We start from the raw sequence: 16,433 nt of genomic DNA, 5'->3' as shown, positions 1-16,433 counted from the left end.
AGTAGAAAAACGCCAAAGAATTCGTTCTAAGGCGTTTATTAATGCAACATTACTTTTTACTATTGCTATTTTTATATGTGAGTTCTGTTTTATAAATTGCTGGCTTATCTTCGAATTTGTAATAACCATAATAATATATCTTATTACCTGCATTAGTTAAAGCATAACTTTCTTTCCAAACATATGGACCTGTAAACCTAGTCTTATTTTTTCTCTCATTCTCAGGTCCTAGCTTTTGTTCGTACAGATCGAATAGCCCCGTAGTTAAACCGTTAGATTTTTCAGTATTAGATTCATCTACAAAGAAATACTTGCCATCATCCGATCCTACAACTTTACCATTTTTATCTGGTTCGAGTTTTTGCCCACTCTCGTCATACACAAACTTTTTCTTTCCGAAATCATAAATTTCCCTGTTTTGGAACATTAATTTCTTTTCGAAGTCCAAATATCCAGGAGATGATGGGAAATCTTTTACTCCATCTAACTTCATAATTTCTTTCCCATCACTCTGGGAAAATAAAGTTACTTCATTTTTATTTTTATCGTCCCGATGAACAATCACATTACCTTTGTTAGAACTAGTTACATTACTATTTTTTCCACCAGTTAAATCACTTCCACCAACGGCAAGTGATCTCGGCTGTTCTTTAAATACAACTTCCCCTTTATAGTTTAAAAATAGATTTGTTCCCTCTTTTTCTCCGGTTGCAACTTCTAAATATCCTTCACCAATACCAAGAATACGTCCCTCCGGATAGATTGACTTAACATCAAGTTTAATATCTTTTTTCCATTTCCCATTCGTATAACTGGAGAAATAAGGTGTATAATCTTTTTCAAACAGAACGCCCAAATTTTCACCATCTGCAATTAAGTATATTCTTCTTTCATCTTTATCGCTTAATTCGAAATTAGTAAAACTTTCGTTCCCCAATTGTTTTTCCGCTTTCCCTAATTTAATCGGACTCTTGGAATCTGTAGTTTTCCCTCCACCTTGGGAATTCTCGTATTTCTCGTTTTCTACTTTTTCTGGTGTTCCCGTCGTCTTTTTCGTAGTTGTTTCTACATTTTTGTCACTCGAGCAACCTGCTACACCAATTGTTAACACAGACACAATCCCCAGGCATTTCATTTTCCAACTCATCTCAACATCCCCTTTTAAAATATCTTGTAATACCCCGCCCGGTTTATTTTACAACATTTGTCATACTATTTCTATAATTTTTAAAATAAAACAAAAAAAACCATATCGAACAGGTTTTGTTCGATTTTCGATTCTTTGTTCGATAAAGGAGAATCAACAAAAAAAAAACCGCGATGTTACTCACGGTTTTTTTATAGTTTATTTTGTTAAATTGTTTAGATTACTTTGTGCAGCTTGTTTAATGTTATCAGGCACGCCATAAGCTCCAATTAACTTTTTATATTGATCAATTGCTAGTTCTTTGTTTCCAGCATTCGCATTTGTATCTGCGGTCTTAGAAAGCTCACTAGCAGCTTTACTCATAAATGTTGTTACTTCCTCTAAAGTTACACCTTTTGCTATTGATAGAGAAGCGTAATGAACAGCATTATAATAACTCTTCTCCGCAAAGTAGAATTGAGCATTACGATACTCTAACATAATCTTCTTCTCATTCTCTATTGCAGGATTCTGTAACTCAGATGGAACTCCGTATGTGTTAAACAATTTACGATATTTCATTACTGCATCATTTAATTTCTTGTTTTTCGCATCTTCATCAGCTTGCCAAGAAAGTTTTGTTGCAGCATCGTTCAATTGTTTCACTACTATTGCCACTGAAACACCCTTTTGAAGAGATAGGGCTGTGTAATGAACAGCATTATAATTATCTCCACTTTCAAGGTATCGCTTACCTTCGATATATTCACTAAAGATTGAATTTAGATTCTTTTGAGCCGCCTGTTTAGTATTTTCAGGTACGCCATATGCTCCAATTAACTTTTCGTAATTAGCAATTGCATCATTAAATTGCTTTTTGTTAGCTTGTTCATCAGCAAGAGCAGATAGTTTACCAGCCGCATTATTTAATAATATTTTAACTTCAGCCGTTGTTACACCTTTAGCATAAGATAAAGATGCATAGTGAACAGCGTTAAAATAATTTCCGGCTTTATACTCATTATTACCTTGTGTGTATTCTGTGTAAATTTTATTATAGTTAGTTGTTGCAGCAGTTTTAATGTTAGCTGGAACACCATAGGCATTCATAAGCAAACCATAACTATTAGCTGCTTGATTATATTCCTTGTTAGTAGCCTTTTTGTCAGCAAGCATTGAAAGTTGGGTAGATGAATTGTTTACCAAATCGACAACCTTCTGCTCTGATAAACCTTTTGCTAACGCCTGAGTGGAATAATAAACAGCATTGTAGTAATCACTATTTTTAAAATACCCATCAGCTAAAGTGAATTCTTTGTAAATGGAATCCATATTTTTTTGAGCCGCCTGTTTAATATTTTCAGGAACACCATAAGCTCCAATTATCTTTTTATAATCGTTAATTGCTTCATAGTACTGCTTGTTGTTTGCTTTTTGATCAGCTTGTGCAGATAACTTACCAGACGCATCTTTCAAGAAGGTTGTAACTTCTTCTAACCATAAGCCTTTGGCCACAGCAATCGATCCAAAATGCACTGCATTGTAATAGCTACCATTTGCGTAGTAGTATTTCGCATCATTAAATTCTTTCATAACGCTACTCTCGTTCTTTGTTGCAGCATCTTTAATGTTTTGCGGTACTCCATAAGTATTCTTAAGGATACGGTATTTAACGACAGCGTCATTAAATCTCTTTGCATTTGCATCAGCATCAGCTTCCATTGAAAGTTTCGTAGAAGCATTGTTCAATAATGAAGCTACTTGACTACCATAGCCGGCATTAATTGATTTCCCTGCATAATACACAGCATTGTAATAATCCTCAAGATTATAATAAGCCTGAGTATCATAATAGTCTTTTAGACGATTTCTAGCTTGTTGTTTAATTTCACCCGGCACTGATTTTGTTTTGATTAACTTTTCATAGTATTTAAACGCATTATTTTTATCACCTTGAGAAGCCGTCCAATCGGCTATTTCGAGTAAACGTGCAGAAGCCATTTGCATAAACATTGGCAATCCATCTTCTTTACAAGAGCTAGCTGCTTGGTCACCAAAATGAACAGCATTAAAATAATTATCTTCATCGAAATAATAATAGGCTTGTCCAAATTGCGTACAAACTGATGCAGTTTGTGTAGGTCTTGAAACTTCACCATCGGCTTTTATTACTTTCTTAAAGCCATTGTTATAATCAGCAACTAATTTTTTAGCATAATCACTAAATTTAGTTTGAGGAGTTTTATGATTTAACACTCGATAAACATCAAAAACAAGGAGTTGAAGATTCTCTTTAGTTATAGATGGATTCTTAACACCGTCATACTTCGGTAACTTAGCAGCCTTTTTATTGATGTACATACTATTTAACTGAGGATAAGTTATATGAGCATCTGTTACATACAATGTTTCGTTCTTTTCGTTCATTTGATACCATCTGCCATTTAACCAACCTTTAATCCCCTTTTCTTTCATAGGTCTAATTTCTTTTTCTTGATGATTCATTGCTTCAAGAATTACATTAACCACCTTAAGACTTTTACTATATTCTAAGTCATCGAAATCTTCTGCCCATCCACTAGCTAGGTTGATTCCTAGATCTCTAACATCTTTGGCAGATTTCGCTGCCCCAATCGCTTTACCATAACCTTTATATTTTCCGCCTTTATAATGCTCCAACCCTTCAGCTACACCTTCTGTTGTTAGATCGAAACCCTCCCAAAAGTTACTTGGCATCAGCCAATCTAAAAGATCAGAAAAATCATCGTCACCATTATTCATCTTAAACATAGCTTTACCACTATTTTGTAATCTGGAATCATACGGGAGAGAAACCAATAGGAAATTACCCAATGCAGATTTTTTTCCACGCGCAAGAAGTGTAATTCCTTTAGTGGAACTATCACCTACAGTTAACCCTGTTCTAAACACTAACTCATCATTATCGATTTCATCCATAGATGCAGCAGAAACCTTACTAGGATCCAATGCCGTGATTAATGGAATAAGTAAAGCGAAAATAATCGCTAGACTCATCAGCCTTAATTTGTTAATTTCTTTTCTGAATAACATACTACCACTCCGTCTTCTTTTTATGTGCCTTCGCTTAGATGCATAAGACCAATGATGCCTAGTATAAGAATGATGAATTCCCTAACAAACCTTAACACCATCCTTGTATTATTTTTCACTCTTACCTTTGCATTTAGAGATTATATATGGGTTTCATTAATTAGTGGAAAAAAAGTATAAATATATCTAAAACATCAATAAAAAACCAATTTTTTATAATTTTTCGTGATTTCACTCGCAGTAAACGTGTATATAAATGTATAACCACGGACCATTTTTTTAAGTTTTTACAAAGAAAAAAACCGCGATGTTACTCACGGTTTTTTGTACTTTCTTTTGTTAAATTGTTCAGTTTACTTTGTGCTGTTTGTTTAATGTTTTCGGGCACTCCATATGCACCAATTAACTTTTGATAATCTGAAACCGCTTCATTGTACTGCTTGTAATTAGTTTTTTTATCAGCAACAGCAGATAACTGAGAAGCTGCATTATTTAAGAAGGTTGTAACTTCTTCTAAACTCAGTCCAAACACTTCTGATACTGAAGCATAATGAACAGCATTAAAATAATCACCTTTTGCAGAGAAATATTTTGCAGCATTGAAGTCTACCATAATATCACTCTCGTTTTTAATCGCAGCATCTCGAATGTTTTGGGGTACTCCATAAGTATTCATAAGAATACGGTATTTAATAACGGCATCATTTAATCTATATGCATTTGTATCAGCATCAGCTTCCATTAAAAGTTTGGTAGAAGCATTGTTTAATATATAAGCGACTTGACTATCATAGCGAGTATTAATCGATTGCCCAACAGATATAACCTCAGCTGATAAATCATTGTCATTATGAAATGCAGTTGGCACCAACCGAGCTAAAATATCAGAAAGATCATCGTCACCATTATTAATCTTAAAATAAGCTTTAGAACTGTTTTGCATTTTAGAGTCATACGGATAAGAAACCGCAAGAAAATTACCTAATGAATTTTTCTTTTCTTCGGCTAATATTGTAACCCTATTAGTAGAGCGGTCCCCAACTGTTAATCCTGTCCCATTCACGAACTTATCATTTTTCATTTCATCAATAGTTGCAGCAGAAACCTTACTCAGATCCAATGCTGTAATCAATGGAATGAGTAAAGTGAAAATAAACGCTAGACTCACCAACCTTGATTTGTTAAATCTTTTTCTTAATAACATACTACCACTCCGTCTTCTTTTTTATGAGTCTTTACCTAGATGCATAAGACCAATGATTCCTAGAATAAGAGCGATGAATTTATTACAAACCTTTAATATAATCCTCATTATTTTTTCACTCTTACCCTTGCAATTAAGGATTATATAACAATTTCATCTACTAGTGAAAAAAAGTATGAAATCATCTAATACATTAATAAAGAACTAAATATGTTTATGTTTCAGAGATTTTCATTCAAAGGTACGTGTACGGAGAAAAGAATAAGGCACTATTATCTAGTTATTTTAAAGAAAAAAACCGCGAGTAAAATCACGGTTTTTTGTGTTTTATTTTTGTAAACTATTAAGTTTACTTTGTGCTGCTTGTCTAATGTTTTCAGGTACTCCATAAGCACGTGCTAATTTAGTGTAATCAGACAACGCTGGACCAATTTCTCCAGCATTCTCGTAATTTTCCGCACCTTTATACAGTAAATCGGCTGCCTTATTCATTAGCATTTTCACTTCATCTGTAGATATGCCTTTAGCCATTGAAAGTGAAACATAATGAACAGCATTATAATAGCTTTCATTTTCGAATTGTTTCTTAGCTTCATAGTAATCACTAAGAATTGATTCACAATTTCTTTGCGCAGCTTCTTTAATATCTGCTGGTACTCCATATGCGTTGATTAATTCAGCATACTTCGATACCGCGTCATTGAACTGTTTGTTATCTTCCGCTTCTTCCGCTTTTTTATACAGTGAATCGGCTGCCTTATTCATTAGCGTTTTCACTTCATCTGTAGATAAGCCTTTAGCCATTGAAAGTGAAACATAATGAACAGCATTATAATAGTTTTCATTTTCGAAATGATACATAGCTTCATAGTATTCACGTAGAATTAAATCACAATTTCTTTGCGCATCTTCTTTAATATTTGCTGGTACTCCAAATGTGTTCTTTAATGCAGTATAATTCAATACCGCCTCATTGAGTTGTTTGTTGTCCACTTGTTGTTTAGCAAGCTCTGAAAGCATTGTTGAAGCTTCGTTTAATTGGTCAACAACCTTTTGCAAGGTTAACCCTTTCGATAACGATTGTGACGTTAAATACACTGCTTTATAATAGTCTCCTTTGTCTAAATAACCTTTCCCAGCATTATACTCTTTAAAGATTAAATCATAATTTTTCTCAGCAGCTTGTTTAATGTCCGCTGGTACTCCATAATAATTCTTTAATATTTCATAACCCTCTACAGCCTCATTGTACTGTTTGTTGTTCGCTTGTTTATCAGAAAGGATCGTAAGTTGCGTTGAAGCTTCTTTTAGTTGCGCAACTACTCTATTTATATAAATTCCTTTTGCAAACGATAGCGACGTATACTTAACAGCATCAGCATATTTACCCTCTGCTAAAGCAGTTGTCCCTTTATTAAATTCTGCAAGGATTATATCAGAATTCGCTTGTGCAGCCTTTTTGATATTCGCAGGTACACCATCAGAATCGATAAGCTTTTGGTAATTAATCACTGCGTCATTATACTGTTTGTCCTTTGCTTGTTGATCTGCAATTGCAGATAACTGAGCAGCTGCATTATTTAATAAAGTTTTAACTTCTACAGTTTGTAAACCACCTTTAAATGCTAATGATGCATAATGAACTGCGTTGTAATAAGCGCCATTAGCATAGTGGAATCTTGCATCACCGAAATTTTTCTCTGGACTACTTTGTTCCTCAGTTGCAGCAAAAGCCTTATTTGAATCTAATGTTGATAAAGGTGAAACTTGTAAAGCACAAATAACTCCCAAACTCATTAATCCTAATTTGTTGAATTTTTTTCTAGTTGACATTCTAACCACTCCATTTTCTTTTTATGTGCCTTCGCTTAGATGCATAAGACCAATGATGCCCAGGATAAGAATGATGAATTTACTACTAAACATTCCACACCATCCTTGTTGTTTTTTCACTCTTTCCATTGCATAAAAGGATTATAGTTTCGTTTATCAAGATTAGGGAAAAATACTTAAAAAAGTTCAAATGAGCCTAAGAATTACATTTTTAAATGGAATAAATTAGCAGGTTATTTAAATATAAATCTAGAATATTTTTAAGACGAATACTCCCCAAAACCCTAAAAAACAACGGAGGCGACACATTATGACTCGTTGTACAAATTGCAAAAAAAGATGGAACGCTTTACAGGTATGGTCGCTCTTCTTTATAAGAGACGGTAAAGATTGTCCTCATTGTCTTCAAACGCAATATTTGTCAGCCGATACATTAAGGGCATTTTCAAGAGATGGATTAACTTTAGAACCAATATTTTTGTGGATCTTCCCTGTTTTCGCCACACTAAGTGATAAAGATGAAAGTCGAACAGGAAAATATTAAGGAAGTATTAATAGCGTGAAAATAGAGGTGAAATAGTGAAAAGATTTAGTACATTATCAATAACTTTTCTGATTTTGGGAGTATTATTATTTGCACTGAATTGGGCAATAGAAGGTTTTTATGAACCTATAGTACTTTCGGGATATTTGTCTTTTTTAGTAGGGATTGTTTTCAGTTTCATAGCTATTACAAAGCGTGAAGACGGAAGCTTAAAATTCATATCACTTATTTCTTTCTTCGTAATGATGTTTTTAATTACTTATTTTGACCCGTTTCAAGTAATCCGAATGATCACTTGGATTAAAAATGTTTATTAGCATCTCACTTTTCGTTAAAAATGGAAAACATAAATTTTCGTTTCTTTTTCTTTTTTTATTGATCCATACAAAAAGAAAAAGCTCTTACCTATTGATAAGAGCTTTTTTAATTTACTTAATTGTATCAGTACCCCTGATTAGCTTACTTAAATAGTAGAGAATGTATTACTCTGAAATATCTTCTAAAATTGCATCACTATAATTGGGTAACTCATCAATACGACTTCTATGTTCTTTAAATAGAGCAATCTCTTCCGCAGTAGCTTCACGTTTAAAGAAATCTGAAATCCAATTGTTTGCATATATTTGTTTTACTTCACCATTACGGATCCACATTGTTTCTGTTCGCGTTTGAAATTGTGGAGTGTCTTCCTTTTTAGGAAGAATTAAAATAATATTTGTGTCAATTACACCATCTTCTTTATGATCATTTGCATAGTAATTTCCGACTAGGATATCCATTTACACACTCTCCTTATCTAACTTTTTCATATACTCCACATTAAGTAAATAATCTAGATTTTGCGACTGATCATATGAAAACGCTTTTGAAAACAAATTAAACTTACAGTACAAATAATCTCCAGCTGTACCTTGATTTGCACCATTAAAGTCCGCGTCTACATATAAATAAATAATGATATAAGCACCATTACATTCATCTTCTATATTATAATAATAACCTCTTTGAACAATATCTGCTATATCTTGAAATACTGTTCTAATAATAAATTCTAACTCTTTTAAATTTCTTTTTCCTTTATAATACTGAAACATCCCTTCTTCCTCATCAAACTTCCACTTATACCTATCATTAAAGTATTTATGAACAGTCTTACACAAGTGGCTATATATACTTGAATTCACTGTTGATAACATAAAGTTTCCTCTTTCTTAATTGATTTCATAACTTTTCCTGATATATTCAATAGCAATTGCATCATCTATGTTCACTTTCATTGACGCATCTCCTAAATATACTTTTTCAATATCAATGGGTAAGTTATTTGAAACTTTTACTTTTACTCCATCTTTTTTTACTACCCAAATAGATTTAGCCTTTGATAGTTCCTCTTTAAGTAGTCGATGTATCCTTTTCGCTTTTAACACATATAAGTCTTCTTTAAGTTTTGAACCATATTCTCTAATTGCATACTCGTATAAACAGAAATGTCGGACCGTATTTTCATTAGATTCAATATAAGAATCCACAAATTCTTCAATATATCTATCACCTTCTGTTAAATACCGTTGTACCATTTCTAAAGAATGGAATCTTTCAAATGTTGTAGGATGTATTTCAAAGTTACTAACCTCCAACCCTAAAATTGCACTTCTGTAAATTTCGAGTTTCCTATCTTCCAGCTTGGATTGAACCGCTTTCTCTTCATATGGAAATTTATTTAAGAGAATTTCTTTCCTATTCAAAAGATTTAGGTTTACTTTAGTATGTACGGATCCATACACATCGTCCTCAGTTAAAACACGTAAAGACTGATTTGTACCCACCATTTTTTTATAATAATATGTATTTTCAAGCACTAAACAATTTACATTCTTATAAAATATACCAATGTAATTTAACCTTTGATGTCTCTGAATTGAAGCTAATTCATCCAAACGTAAATATTCAACATTATACACTAACGCATATTCCCTACTTGGATCATACATCTTCATAATCCTTACGCTTTCTGAAACCTTGTGGTTCTCCTTTGTAAATAACATCTCAAACGTATTCGCTGTATCCGTATCATTTAAAAATCCTTCAAGTTCTTTCTCATTAAATGTATATTTGTTCTGTTCCATAATAAATGCCTCCTAAAGCGTTTTTTATATTTTAGAAGGTTATATTAATATTGGGTAAAAAAAACGAAAATACTATAGAATTCATTTACTTACTAACTTAACTATTTCATTTGGCCATACAAAAAACCGCGATGTATATCACGGTTTTTTAGGCTTTAATTTATATATTAGTTATCATTAATCAATTAGAATTTATTAAACTATTAAATTGTTACGTTGTATCCTTTATATTCTATTTGAACAACATCTTTTAGATAGATTCTATTAGCATTTATACCAATCGCTGCTTCCTCCCCATCGATTGAAAACTCATTAAATACTTTAACTCGTTCCCCTTCCGTTGTGACGATCCATACATTAACTGCCTTCACAAATTTTCTGTTTAATAGAATGTATGCCCTTCTAACTTTTTTAAAATATTCATTAGTTTCCATTATATTTTCATATTTATCACGGGCAAACGGATACAAAGTCATATTTTTTATGTCTCTTTCGTTTTCCTCAATATATCTGTTGATGAATTCGATTACACATTGTTCCTTATCTCTTAAATAGAGATGTGCTAGCTGGGACGAACGGTAGATATTAAAAATCTTTCTCTGTAATTCCAATTTATCATCAGTAACCCCGATTACTAATTCTTCAAACATCTTCCCTTTATTCATTTCAATAATATCTTCTATCAAAGTTTGATCTTCTTTATAAACTTCCGTTAATTGGTTCTTACGGGAAACAAGTTCTAAATTAGCGCGGTTAAATAAATCATTATACATATCATCTTCCAACACAGTATTCATTTCTGAGCAATAATCTGTAACAAAGTTTACATACCGCTCTTTATAAACAAAAGCAGACAAGTCTTTGAAATATACCCCAATATAAAGCCAACCCTTTCCATATCGACCGTCTGAAATATCTAAGTCCTCTGGTTTGTAAGTATCATAGACCATTGCAAAGGTTTCAGTAGGATCATATTCTTTAACCAAACGTATAGGTCGATTATTTCCATCCACAATAGATTCTTGAACAGTAAAAGTATCTGACGTATTCACATCATTCAAGAAGTTGATAAAATTGTTTTCATTCATTTTTTTTACTTGCATATAAAATGCCTCCTTAAGATTTTTAATATTCTAGTTCAAAAATCTATGAAGGTATCAATATTATTAAAAATCTTGAAAACAACAAAAGAAAAAAGCACTTAATTTTCAAGTGCTTTTAATAATTTACATCAAATTTATTATGAATCAACAATACTTTTTGAGCTAATTATTGATTCAAATATTCCCTAGCGAAGTTGCTAAGTTTCTCTACTACCTCTTCGCTAAATGTAATCTCTTCTCTATAATCCATAAGGTCTACATCATACACATAAACAGCAATTCTGCCGTCATTATAGAACAGTACACATACATCAAAGTCTTGAAGTTCATAAAAATCTCTTAAATCATAATCATTCATCTTATCAGATGAAATCTCGCAATTTACAACTACTCCTTTATGAGGGTTATCAGTAAAAGGATCTTCATTATCAAAAGTACGTATAAATCCTATTTTTTCTACATTAGTAATCATATTAATTCCTCCTAAAATCAATCCGTTATTTGTTTCTTTCTTAGATAATACTTCAAATATAGATTATTATATAAAAAACTACTATTATTTATAAAATAGCTAACAATTGAACGAATTTATAAATAATCACTAAAAAAAGCTTCATAGAACTCTTTTTAACAATGAAATAAAAAGAAAAAGACCAAACCCTTCGGTTTTGGTCTTTTTTATATTTATTAATCAAAACAGTAGTAATTGCATTTGTTGTTCTTGGTTCAATAAATCTCTTTTTGAGAAATTTATCTTTGTCCCATCTTCTTCATAATTCATCAAAAATAATTCTGTTTCAACTTTCTTCTTTTGTCCTAAAGATGCCTTTGTAACATTGCATCCAACTAAAGCTTTAACGCTATTAGAACGCCAATCTCCATATAACTCTTCGATTAGAGGATCTGGATAGTAACTAACTAAGGCTTTACCCTCAATGTTACGCAATAATTCTGCAAGTTCACGATGATCTTTCTCCTCGAATCCACCTTTATACATCCCTTCTCTCCCTACGTATGGGGGATCTATGAAAAAGAATGTTTCAGGGGAGTCATATTTACGAATCAGTTCGCGAAAATCTAAACACTCAATCATAACTCTTCTAATACGTTTTTCAAAATCATTTAAACGTTGTATCGAGTTTTGGAAATCAAAAGCTGTATTTTTAATCTTTCCAGCTCGCCATCCACTCTTTTGATTGTTAGTTGGAACAATCGTTTGACGAAGTAGATAATACCAACGAACAGCCTTTTCAAATGAATCTTCTGGCATTGGTTCTTTTAACCAGAGTTCAGTAAGAAAACGACTTGTCGGTAAAGTCTCCAGCGCTTTCGTTAAATCTTCTTTGCGCCCTCTCAGCGTCATAAGGAAGTTAATCAAACTTGAATCAATATCATTCCAAACTTCAACCTTACTTTCTTCTTTTTGAGTGAGTACGTGCCCACCGCCGCCAAATGGTTCTACATAACAATGATGCTTAGGCATTAAAGGTATAATATCTTTCGCAAGATAATACTTTCCTCCAAACCAACGTATAGGTGAATGCACTTCTTTAATATGTTTAACTGGTGAGTTTAATTTATTTGTCTTAGTCATTGGAAACACTCCATATACCGATAAGTTTTATTTACCGGATGGAGGCGGGATTCTATTGTTATCCCTTCCCTACTTACAAACACAAGGGGTAAGCCGGGCGCTACTCTTCCACATCGGGAGCTCAGCTAGAGGCGGCCACACTGGACTCAAATACATAGTTAGTCAAAACCACTCCCTCAAGTAGTTGTGCTATATATTCCTCTTTCGCACCTGAATTACAGAGGTTTCCTACATACCTTAACTTTATTCATTTCAATCATTCCTTTACTTTCATTCTTTAAGCACTAGCTTGCATTGTTTTACCTTTAAATAAGACAATACTTAAACGGAATAAAATTGTGCTAATAGTTTTTTCTACCTCTTGTACATAACCTTGTTTAATTTTATATCTAGTAAACTTAGCAATCTCTTTTCCAAACTTATGTTTATATTTTTCATATGTATCAAGATTCTTCACTAAGTCCTGGACAGTTTTAATCTGATTAATGAAACCGATTAATTCATCACTATCTGGGTTTTCATTTAAAACTTCCTCAAATTCATTTAAAGCCTTCTTCATTTCTTTTGTTCTTTTATAATGTTTAGTCATAAAATCACGTAATTCTTGAAAGATATCCTCTACACCATATAAAGCTGCAACTGATTCATACTCCTTTAGAATCTTTTCTGCTTCAGCCGGTGATTGATACTCAATTGAGCTAACAATTTTCCAGCTACCGCGCTGAATTTCTTTCGCCTTCAGTACTTCTTGTTCCTTTTCAATTAGTTCCTCATAAGCTTTAGGTTTTTGTCCCAAAGGTACTGATTCTGCATAAATACGATAAGTAAAACCATATTCGTCTAACAACTTACATAAAGGCGTTGCAATACATTTACCCATATGTATTTCAACAAACGGCTTAACCTGAAACTTAAGCAGGAAATCAAGTATCTTAAACGCAAACTTCTTCCCTTCAGCTGCTGTTCTAGCCTTCTTTTGCAATGGATAAGGATCCACTACATCACCAAAAGGTATAATTCGCTCATTATGAAAACTTAAAAAGTAACAGTTTTCTTCTGGCATTCCAGTAACATCAAGGTATTTGATAATATTGTTTACCCATTTGTTACGTGGTCCTTGGTAAAATTCCTTAGCTTTCATTGGCACATCTTTTCGCGCAGATGATTCTGTTACAAGTGCAATTCTATCCATAATAAAAAACCTCCGTTAATTTTTTTATATAATAACGGAAAATATGTAGAGATATAGATATTTCAAAAAAAGTTTAATGTTGGCCGAAATACTTCACAAATTAAAATAATGTACTAATACATATTGAAATTACTGGTAAATAATTTGATATTTAAATATAATAATTAGAGTTATAGAACATTAATACTAAGAGATACAAAATTGTAATTTGATTAGTTCTGATAAATAATAGAATACGAGGTGTATTTTTATGTGGAAGTATATACAGATTGACGGAAACAGTATTGAAGATATAAATAATGAAGGGCATCATTTCATAGAAATGATAATCGAGGGTTTTAATGATCCAGATAAAACTTGGATACCAGCGGATGAACTAGTAGTCGTAAGAGGCACTTTAAAAGAAGATGATGTTACTTTTAAAGTCACTTATAAAAAAGATTACCTTGAGAATAACGAAACTATTAAGAAGTATGTAGAGGAAACCAAAACTGAAATTAAAAGCGGACTCACCCTTCTAAACAAAGCATTGAAATCATATGCGCTGCAAAATAACGAAAAAATTAAACCAGCGGATGAAATAGAAGGTGAAGTAACTTCTTTCACATTAACAAGTGGAGATTTGGAAATACAAGTGACAGGTAAATCAGAAATGCCATTCTGGAATCACGATTTGAAAATAGACGCAGCACTATCTTTACTATCAACCGTAGATTACAAAGATTTCGCTGAATCAAATCAATATGACCTATTTAATAAAAAAATGAAAGAATTACAAGAATTAATTGATTGCATAAATGAATAACAAAACAAGCCAATATGGTTATTTCTATCTAATATATTCATAATATATAAAGACAGTCTACTACAAGACTGTCTTTTTCACTTCATTCACATAAACAGTATTAACTAACCTAAGGTCTATCCAATAAAATCGTCATACCCGCTCTTTCCCTTTAAATCATATACACTATCTACCGCTCGAAAAATTCTCTACAGAAAAAAATAGACTTCAACAAAGAAGTCTATCGTTATAGAAATATAATTGCTGTTATTAATGTCAGTGTCTTATGCCGTAACTTCGTTATATACCTCTTCAACTACTGATTTATTATCATTGTATTTGAGAGTTTGGCCAACACTTTCATTACTGTATTCTACTGCAAAGAAACCATTTCCATAATCCACAAATTTATAAGGACCTTTTTCTTTTAATACTGTAATTGCCATTTTCATAACCTCTTTTTTTAGTTTTTTGCGGTATCTATAAAACACTAATATTCTATTCATAATTATGCTGTTGTGGAAAAATAGAGAATTTCTTCGCTTTATCAATGAATCTTTTATTTAGAGCTTGAGGCATATGCTAATAAAAGCTCATACTTTGAACATAATAACTAGAATTTTACCAACACTTGGATTATCCCAGTATAATTATTAACAATTAAATGATAAACACTATTCAATTAGGAGATTGAACAATGAAAATAAGCGAAATTGCACAACGACTTGATAAATCAAAGGAAAATGAGAGTTGTATTGATACGGAAGAAATGGGAGAAGAGTTTGGTATCGATGTCCCTTACGTTAATCAAGAAAGATTAAAATGCTACTGGATCGGGAATTGGCACTGTACAGATTCTTATGTTGGTTACAGAATGTATTTCTTTGACGACAAACCAGTCGCTTTGACCGTACAAATTGGTAGAAAATATGACGAAGAATTTCATTGGTTTAGTCTTGAAGCTGCAACAAAAGTTAAAGAGTACTTACTAAGCTTAGTAGTAAAAAAAGAGGAAGAACTTAATATAGATATTTGGGATCTTAGTAAAGAAATTGGTAACAGTTTTAAAATAGATTACAATTCAGAAATTATTAAAACTGACAAAGTAACGTTCAACGGTGAGAAAGTTAAACTAATTAAAAGAATTAAGAACAAAGAGAACGGTATTGATACAATGCAAAAAATACAGCTACCTAATGGAGAAACAAAGGAAGTAGACATTAAAGAATTGCGTTTTGGCTATCACATCATTTAATTAACTCTACGAAAGAACAATAACTTTAACAAAATAAATAAAAAAGCGACTAAAACAAATTCAGTCGCTTTTTAAACTTAATATTTTCAGCTTTATAAGAGTTCCCCTGTTTTATTAAAATGTTTCTTTTCTTCTAACCATTTTAAAATAAGTTCATATAAATCGCGAGTAGGAACCATACAACTTTCAGGTTCAAAACCAGCCTTTTCTGCCAAGCTATCTGTTACCTTTGTAACGTCTTTTTCAATATCTATAATACAAACGTTATATTTTGAAGTGTTATTTTCTTTTTGGCCATTCAATACTTCTTCAACATCTTCTTTAATAAACAACCCACTGCTTTGCACATCACTATGTAAAAATGTCGTTAAAATATCCTGTTCATCTTGAAAAACAAATATCAAAGACTTATTAGTTGATCCCTCAGGTGTCTGTAATTCCAAAACCTTTCGTTCATAATTAATTGTCATTTAATCCCCTCCCATTATGCACACTTATAATGATGTGTGAATTCAATGTCAAGTTAGCTAGTGGAGAAACTCTATAACAAAAGAAAAACCATAAAGAATAGATCTTTACGGTTTTATAATTTACTTTGAC

17 protein-coding genes are annotated in these 16,433 nt (G+C 32.2%); 4 read left to right on the top strand and 13 right to left on the bottom strand.

The features are described from left to right. Nucleotides 1-49: 49 nt before the first annotated feature. From VF726_RS12480 to VF726_RS12465, 4 genes are all read right to left on the bottom strand, one after another. Complete coding sequence (locus tag VF726_RS12480; protein WP_440168450.1) at nt 50-1,147, bottom strand: hypothetical protein; 1,098 nt, start codon at nt 1,145-1,147, stop codon at nt 50-52. A 198-nt stretch (nt 1,148-1,345) separates the two neighbouring features. Next, entirely contained in the window at nt 1,346-4,198 is a 2,853-nt protein-coding gene (locus VF726_RS12475; protein ID WP_440168448.1) for a hypothetical protein, read from the bottom strand. A gap of 310 nt (nt 4,199-4,508) precedes the next feature. Further along, nucleotides 4,509-5,402, bottom strand: coding sequence for a hypothetical protein (locus VF726_RS12470; protein WP_440168446.1), 894 nt, complete (start codon nt 5,400-5,402; stop codon nt 4,509-4,511). Between the two features lie 327 nt (nt 5,403-5,729). After that, nucleotides 5,730-7,235, bottom strand: coding sequence for a hypothetical protein (locus VF726_RS12465; protein WP_440168444.1), 1,506 nt, complete (start codon nt 7,233-7,235; stop codon nt 5,730-5,732). A gap of 310 nt (nt 7,236-7,545) precedes the next feature. Here VF726_RS12465 and VF726_RS12460 point away from each other — a divergent pair, with 310 nt between their 5' ends. Continuing rightward, the gene (locus VF726_RS12460) at nt 7,546-7,779 is read left to right on the top strand and encodes a hypothetical protein (protein WP_440168442.1); all 234 of its coding nucleotides are present in this window, start codon (nt 7,546-7,548) and stop codon (nt 7,777-7,779) included. Between the two features lie 35 nt (nt 7,780-7,814). After that, the gene (locus tag VF726_RS12455; protein ID WP_440168440.1) at nt 7,815-8,096 is read left to right on the top strand and encodes a hypothetical protein; all 282 of its coding nucleotides are present in this window, start codon (nt 7,815-7,817) and stop codon (nt 8,094-8,096) included. A 165-nt stretch (nt 8,097-8,261) separates the two neighbouring features. On the opposite strand, the gene VF726_RS12450 is transcribed toward VF726_RS12455, so the two are convergent. From VF726_RS12450 to VF726_RS12420, 7 genes are all read right to left on the bottom strand, one after another. Next, nucleotides 8,262-8,558, bottom strand: coding sequence for a hypothetical protein (locus tag VF726_RS12450; protein WP_440168438.1), 297 nt, complete (start codon nt 8,556-8,558; stop codon nt 8,262-8,264). Next, nucleotides 8,559-8,975 carry a hypothetical protein gene (locus tag VF726_RS12445; RefSeq protein ID WP_440168436.1) on the bottom strand — a complete coding sequence of 139 codons (417 nt, stop codon included), beginning with the start codon at nt 8,973-8,975 and terminating at the stop codon, nt 8,559-8,561. It abuts the gene before it with no gap. A 15-nt stretch (nt 8,976-8,990) separates the two neighbouring features. After that, complete coding sequence (locus VF726_RS12440; protein ID WP_440168434.1) at nt 8,991-9,905, bottom strand: hypothetical protein; 915 nt, start codon at nt 9,903-9,905, stop codon at nt 8,991-8,993. A gap of 203 nt (nt 9,906-10,108) precedes the next feature. Continuing rightward, the gene (locus VF726_RS12435) at nt 10,109-11,008 is read right to left on the bottom strand and encodes a hypothetical protein (RefSeq protein ID WP_440168432.1); all 900 of its coding nucleotides are present in this window, start codon (nt 11,006-11,008) and stop codon (nt 10,109-10,111) included. A 166-nt stretch (nt 11,009-11,174) separates the two neighbouring features. Beyond that, the gene (locus VF726_RS12430) at nt 11,175-11,480 is read right to left on the bottom strand and encodes a hypothetical protein (protein ID WP_440168430.1); all 306 of its coding nucleotides are present in this window, start codon (nt 11,478-11,480) and stop codon (nt 11,175-11,177) included. 219 nt (nt 11,481-11,699) lie between these two features. After that, nucleotides 11,700-12,602: a DNA adenine methylase gene (locus VF726_RS12425; RefSeq protein ID WP_440168428.1), complete on the bottom strand. Its 903-nt coding sequence runs from the start codon at nt 12,600-12,602 to the stop codon at nt 11,700-11,702. Between the two features lie 277 nt (nt 12,603-12,879). Continuing rightward, nucleotides 12,880-13,794 carry a hypothetical protein gene (locus tag VF726_RS12420; protein WP_440168426.1) on the bottom strand — a complete coding sequence of 305 codons (915 nt, stop codon included), beginning with the start codon at nt 13,792-13,794 and terminating at the stop codon, nt 12,880-12,882. A 250-nt stretch (nt 13,795-14,044) separates the two neighbouring features. Here VF726_RS12420 and VF726_RS12415 point away from each other — a divergent pair, with 250 nt between their 5' ends. Continuing rightward, nucleotides 14,045-14,599 carry a hypothetical protein gene (locus VF726_RS12415; protein WP_440168424.1) on the top strand — a complete coding sequence of 185 codons (555 nt, stop codon included), beginning with the start codon at nt 14,045-14,047 and terminating at the stop codon, nt 14,597-14,599. Between the two features lie 263 nt (nt 14,600-14,862). On the opposite strand, the gene VF726_RS12410 is transcribed toward VF726_RS12415, so the two are convergent. After that, complete coding sequence (locus VF726_RS12410; protein WP_440168422.1) at nt 14,863-15,024, bottom strand: hypothetical protein; 162 nt, start codon at nt 15,022-15,024, stop codon at nt 14,863-14,865. A 251-nt stretch (nt 15,025-15,275) separates the two neighbouring features. On the opposite strand from VF726_RS12410, the gene VF726_RS12405 reads away from it, so the two are divergent. Continuing rightward, entirely contained in the window at nt 15,276-15,833 is a 558-nt protein-coding gene (locus VF726_RS12405; RefSeq protein ID WP_440168420.1) for a hypothetical protein, read from the top strand. 92 nt (nt 15,834-15,925) lie between these two features. Here VF726_RS12405 and VF726_RS12400 read toward each other — a convergent pair whose 3' ends face one another. Continuing rightward, a complete protein-coding gene (locus VF726_RS12400) occupies nt 15,926-16,303 on the bottom strand; it encodes a hypothetical protein (protein ID WP_440168418.1) in 378 nt (125 codons plus the stop codon). Nucleotides 16,304-16,433 lie beyond the last annotated feature (130 nt).

Source organism: Bacillus sp. Brlt_9 (assembly GCF_051948935.1).
Classification (GTDB): domain Bacteria; phylum Bacillota; class Bacilli; order Bacillales; family Bacillaceae_G; genus Bacillus_A.
Note: the sequence above shows the minus strand (reverse complement) of the source record. Positions and strands in the feature narration are given on the sequence as shown.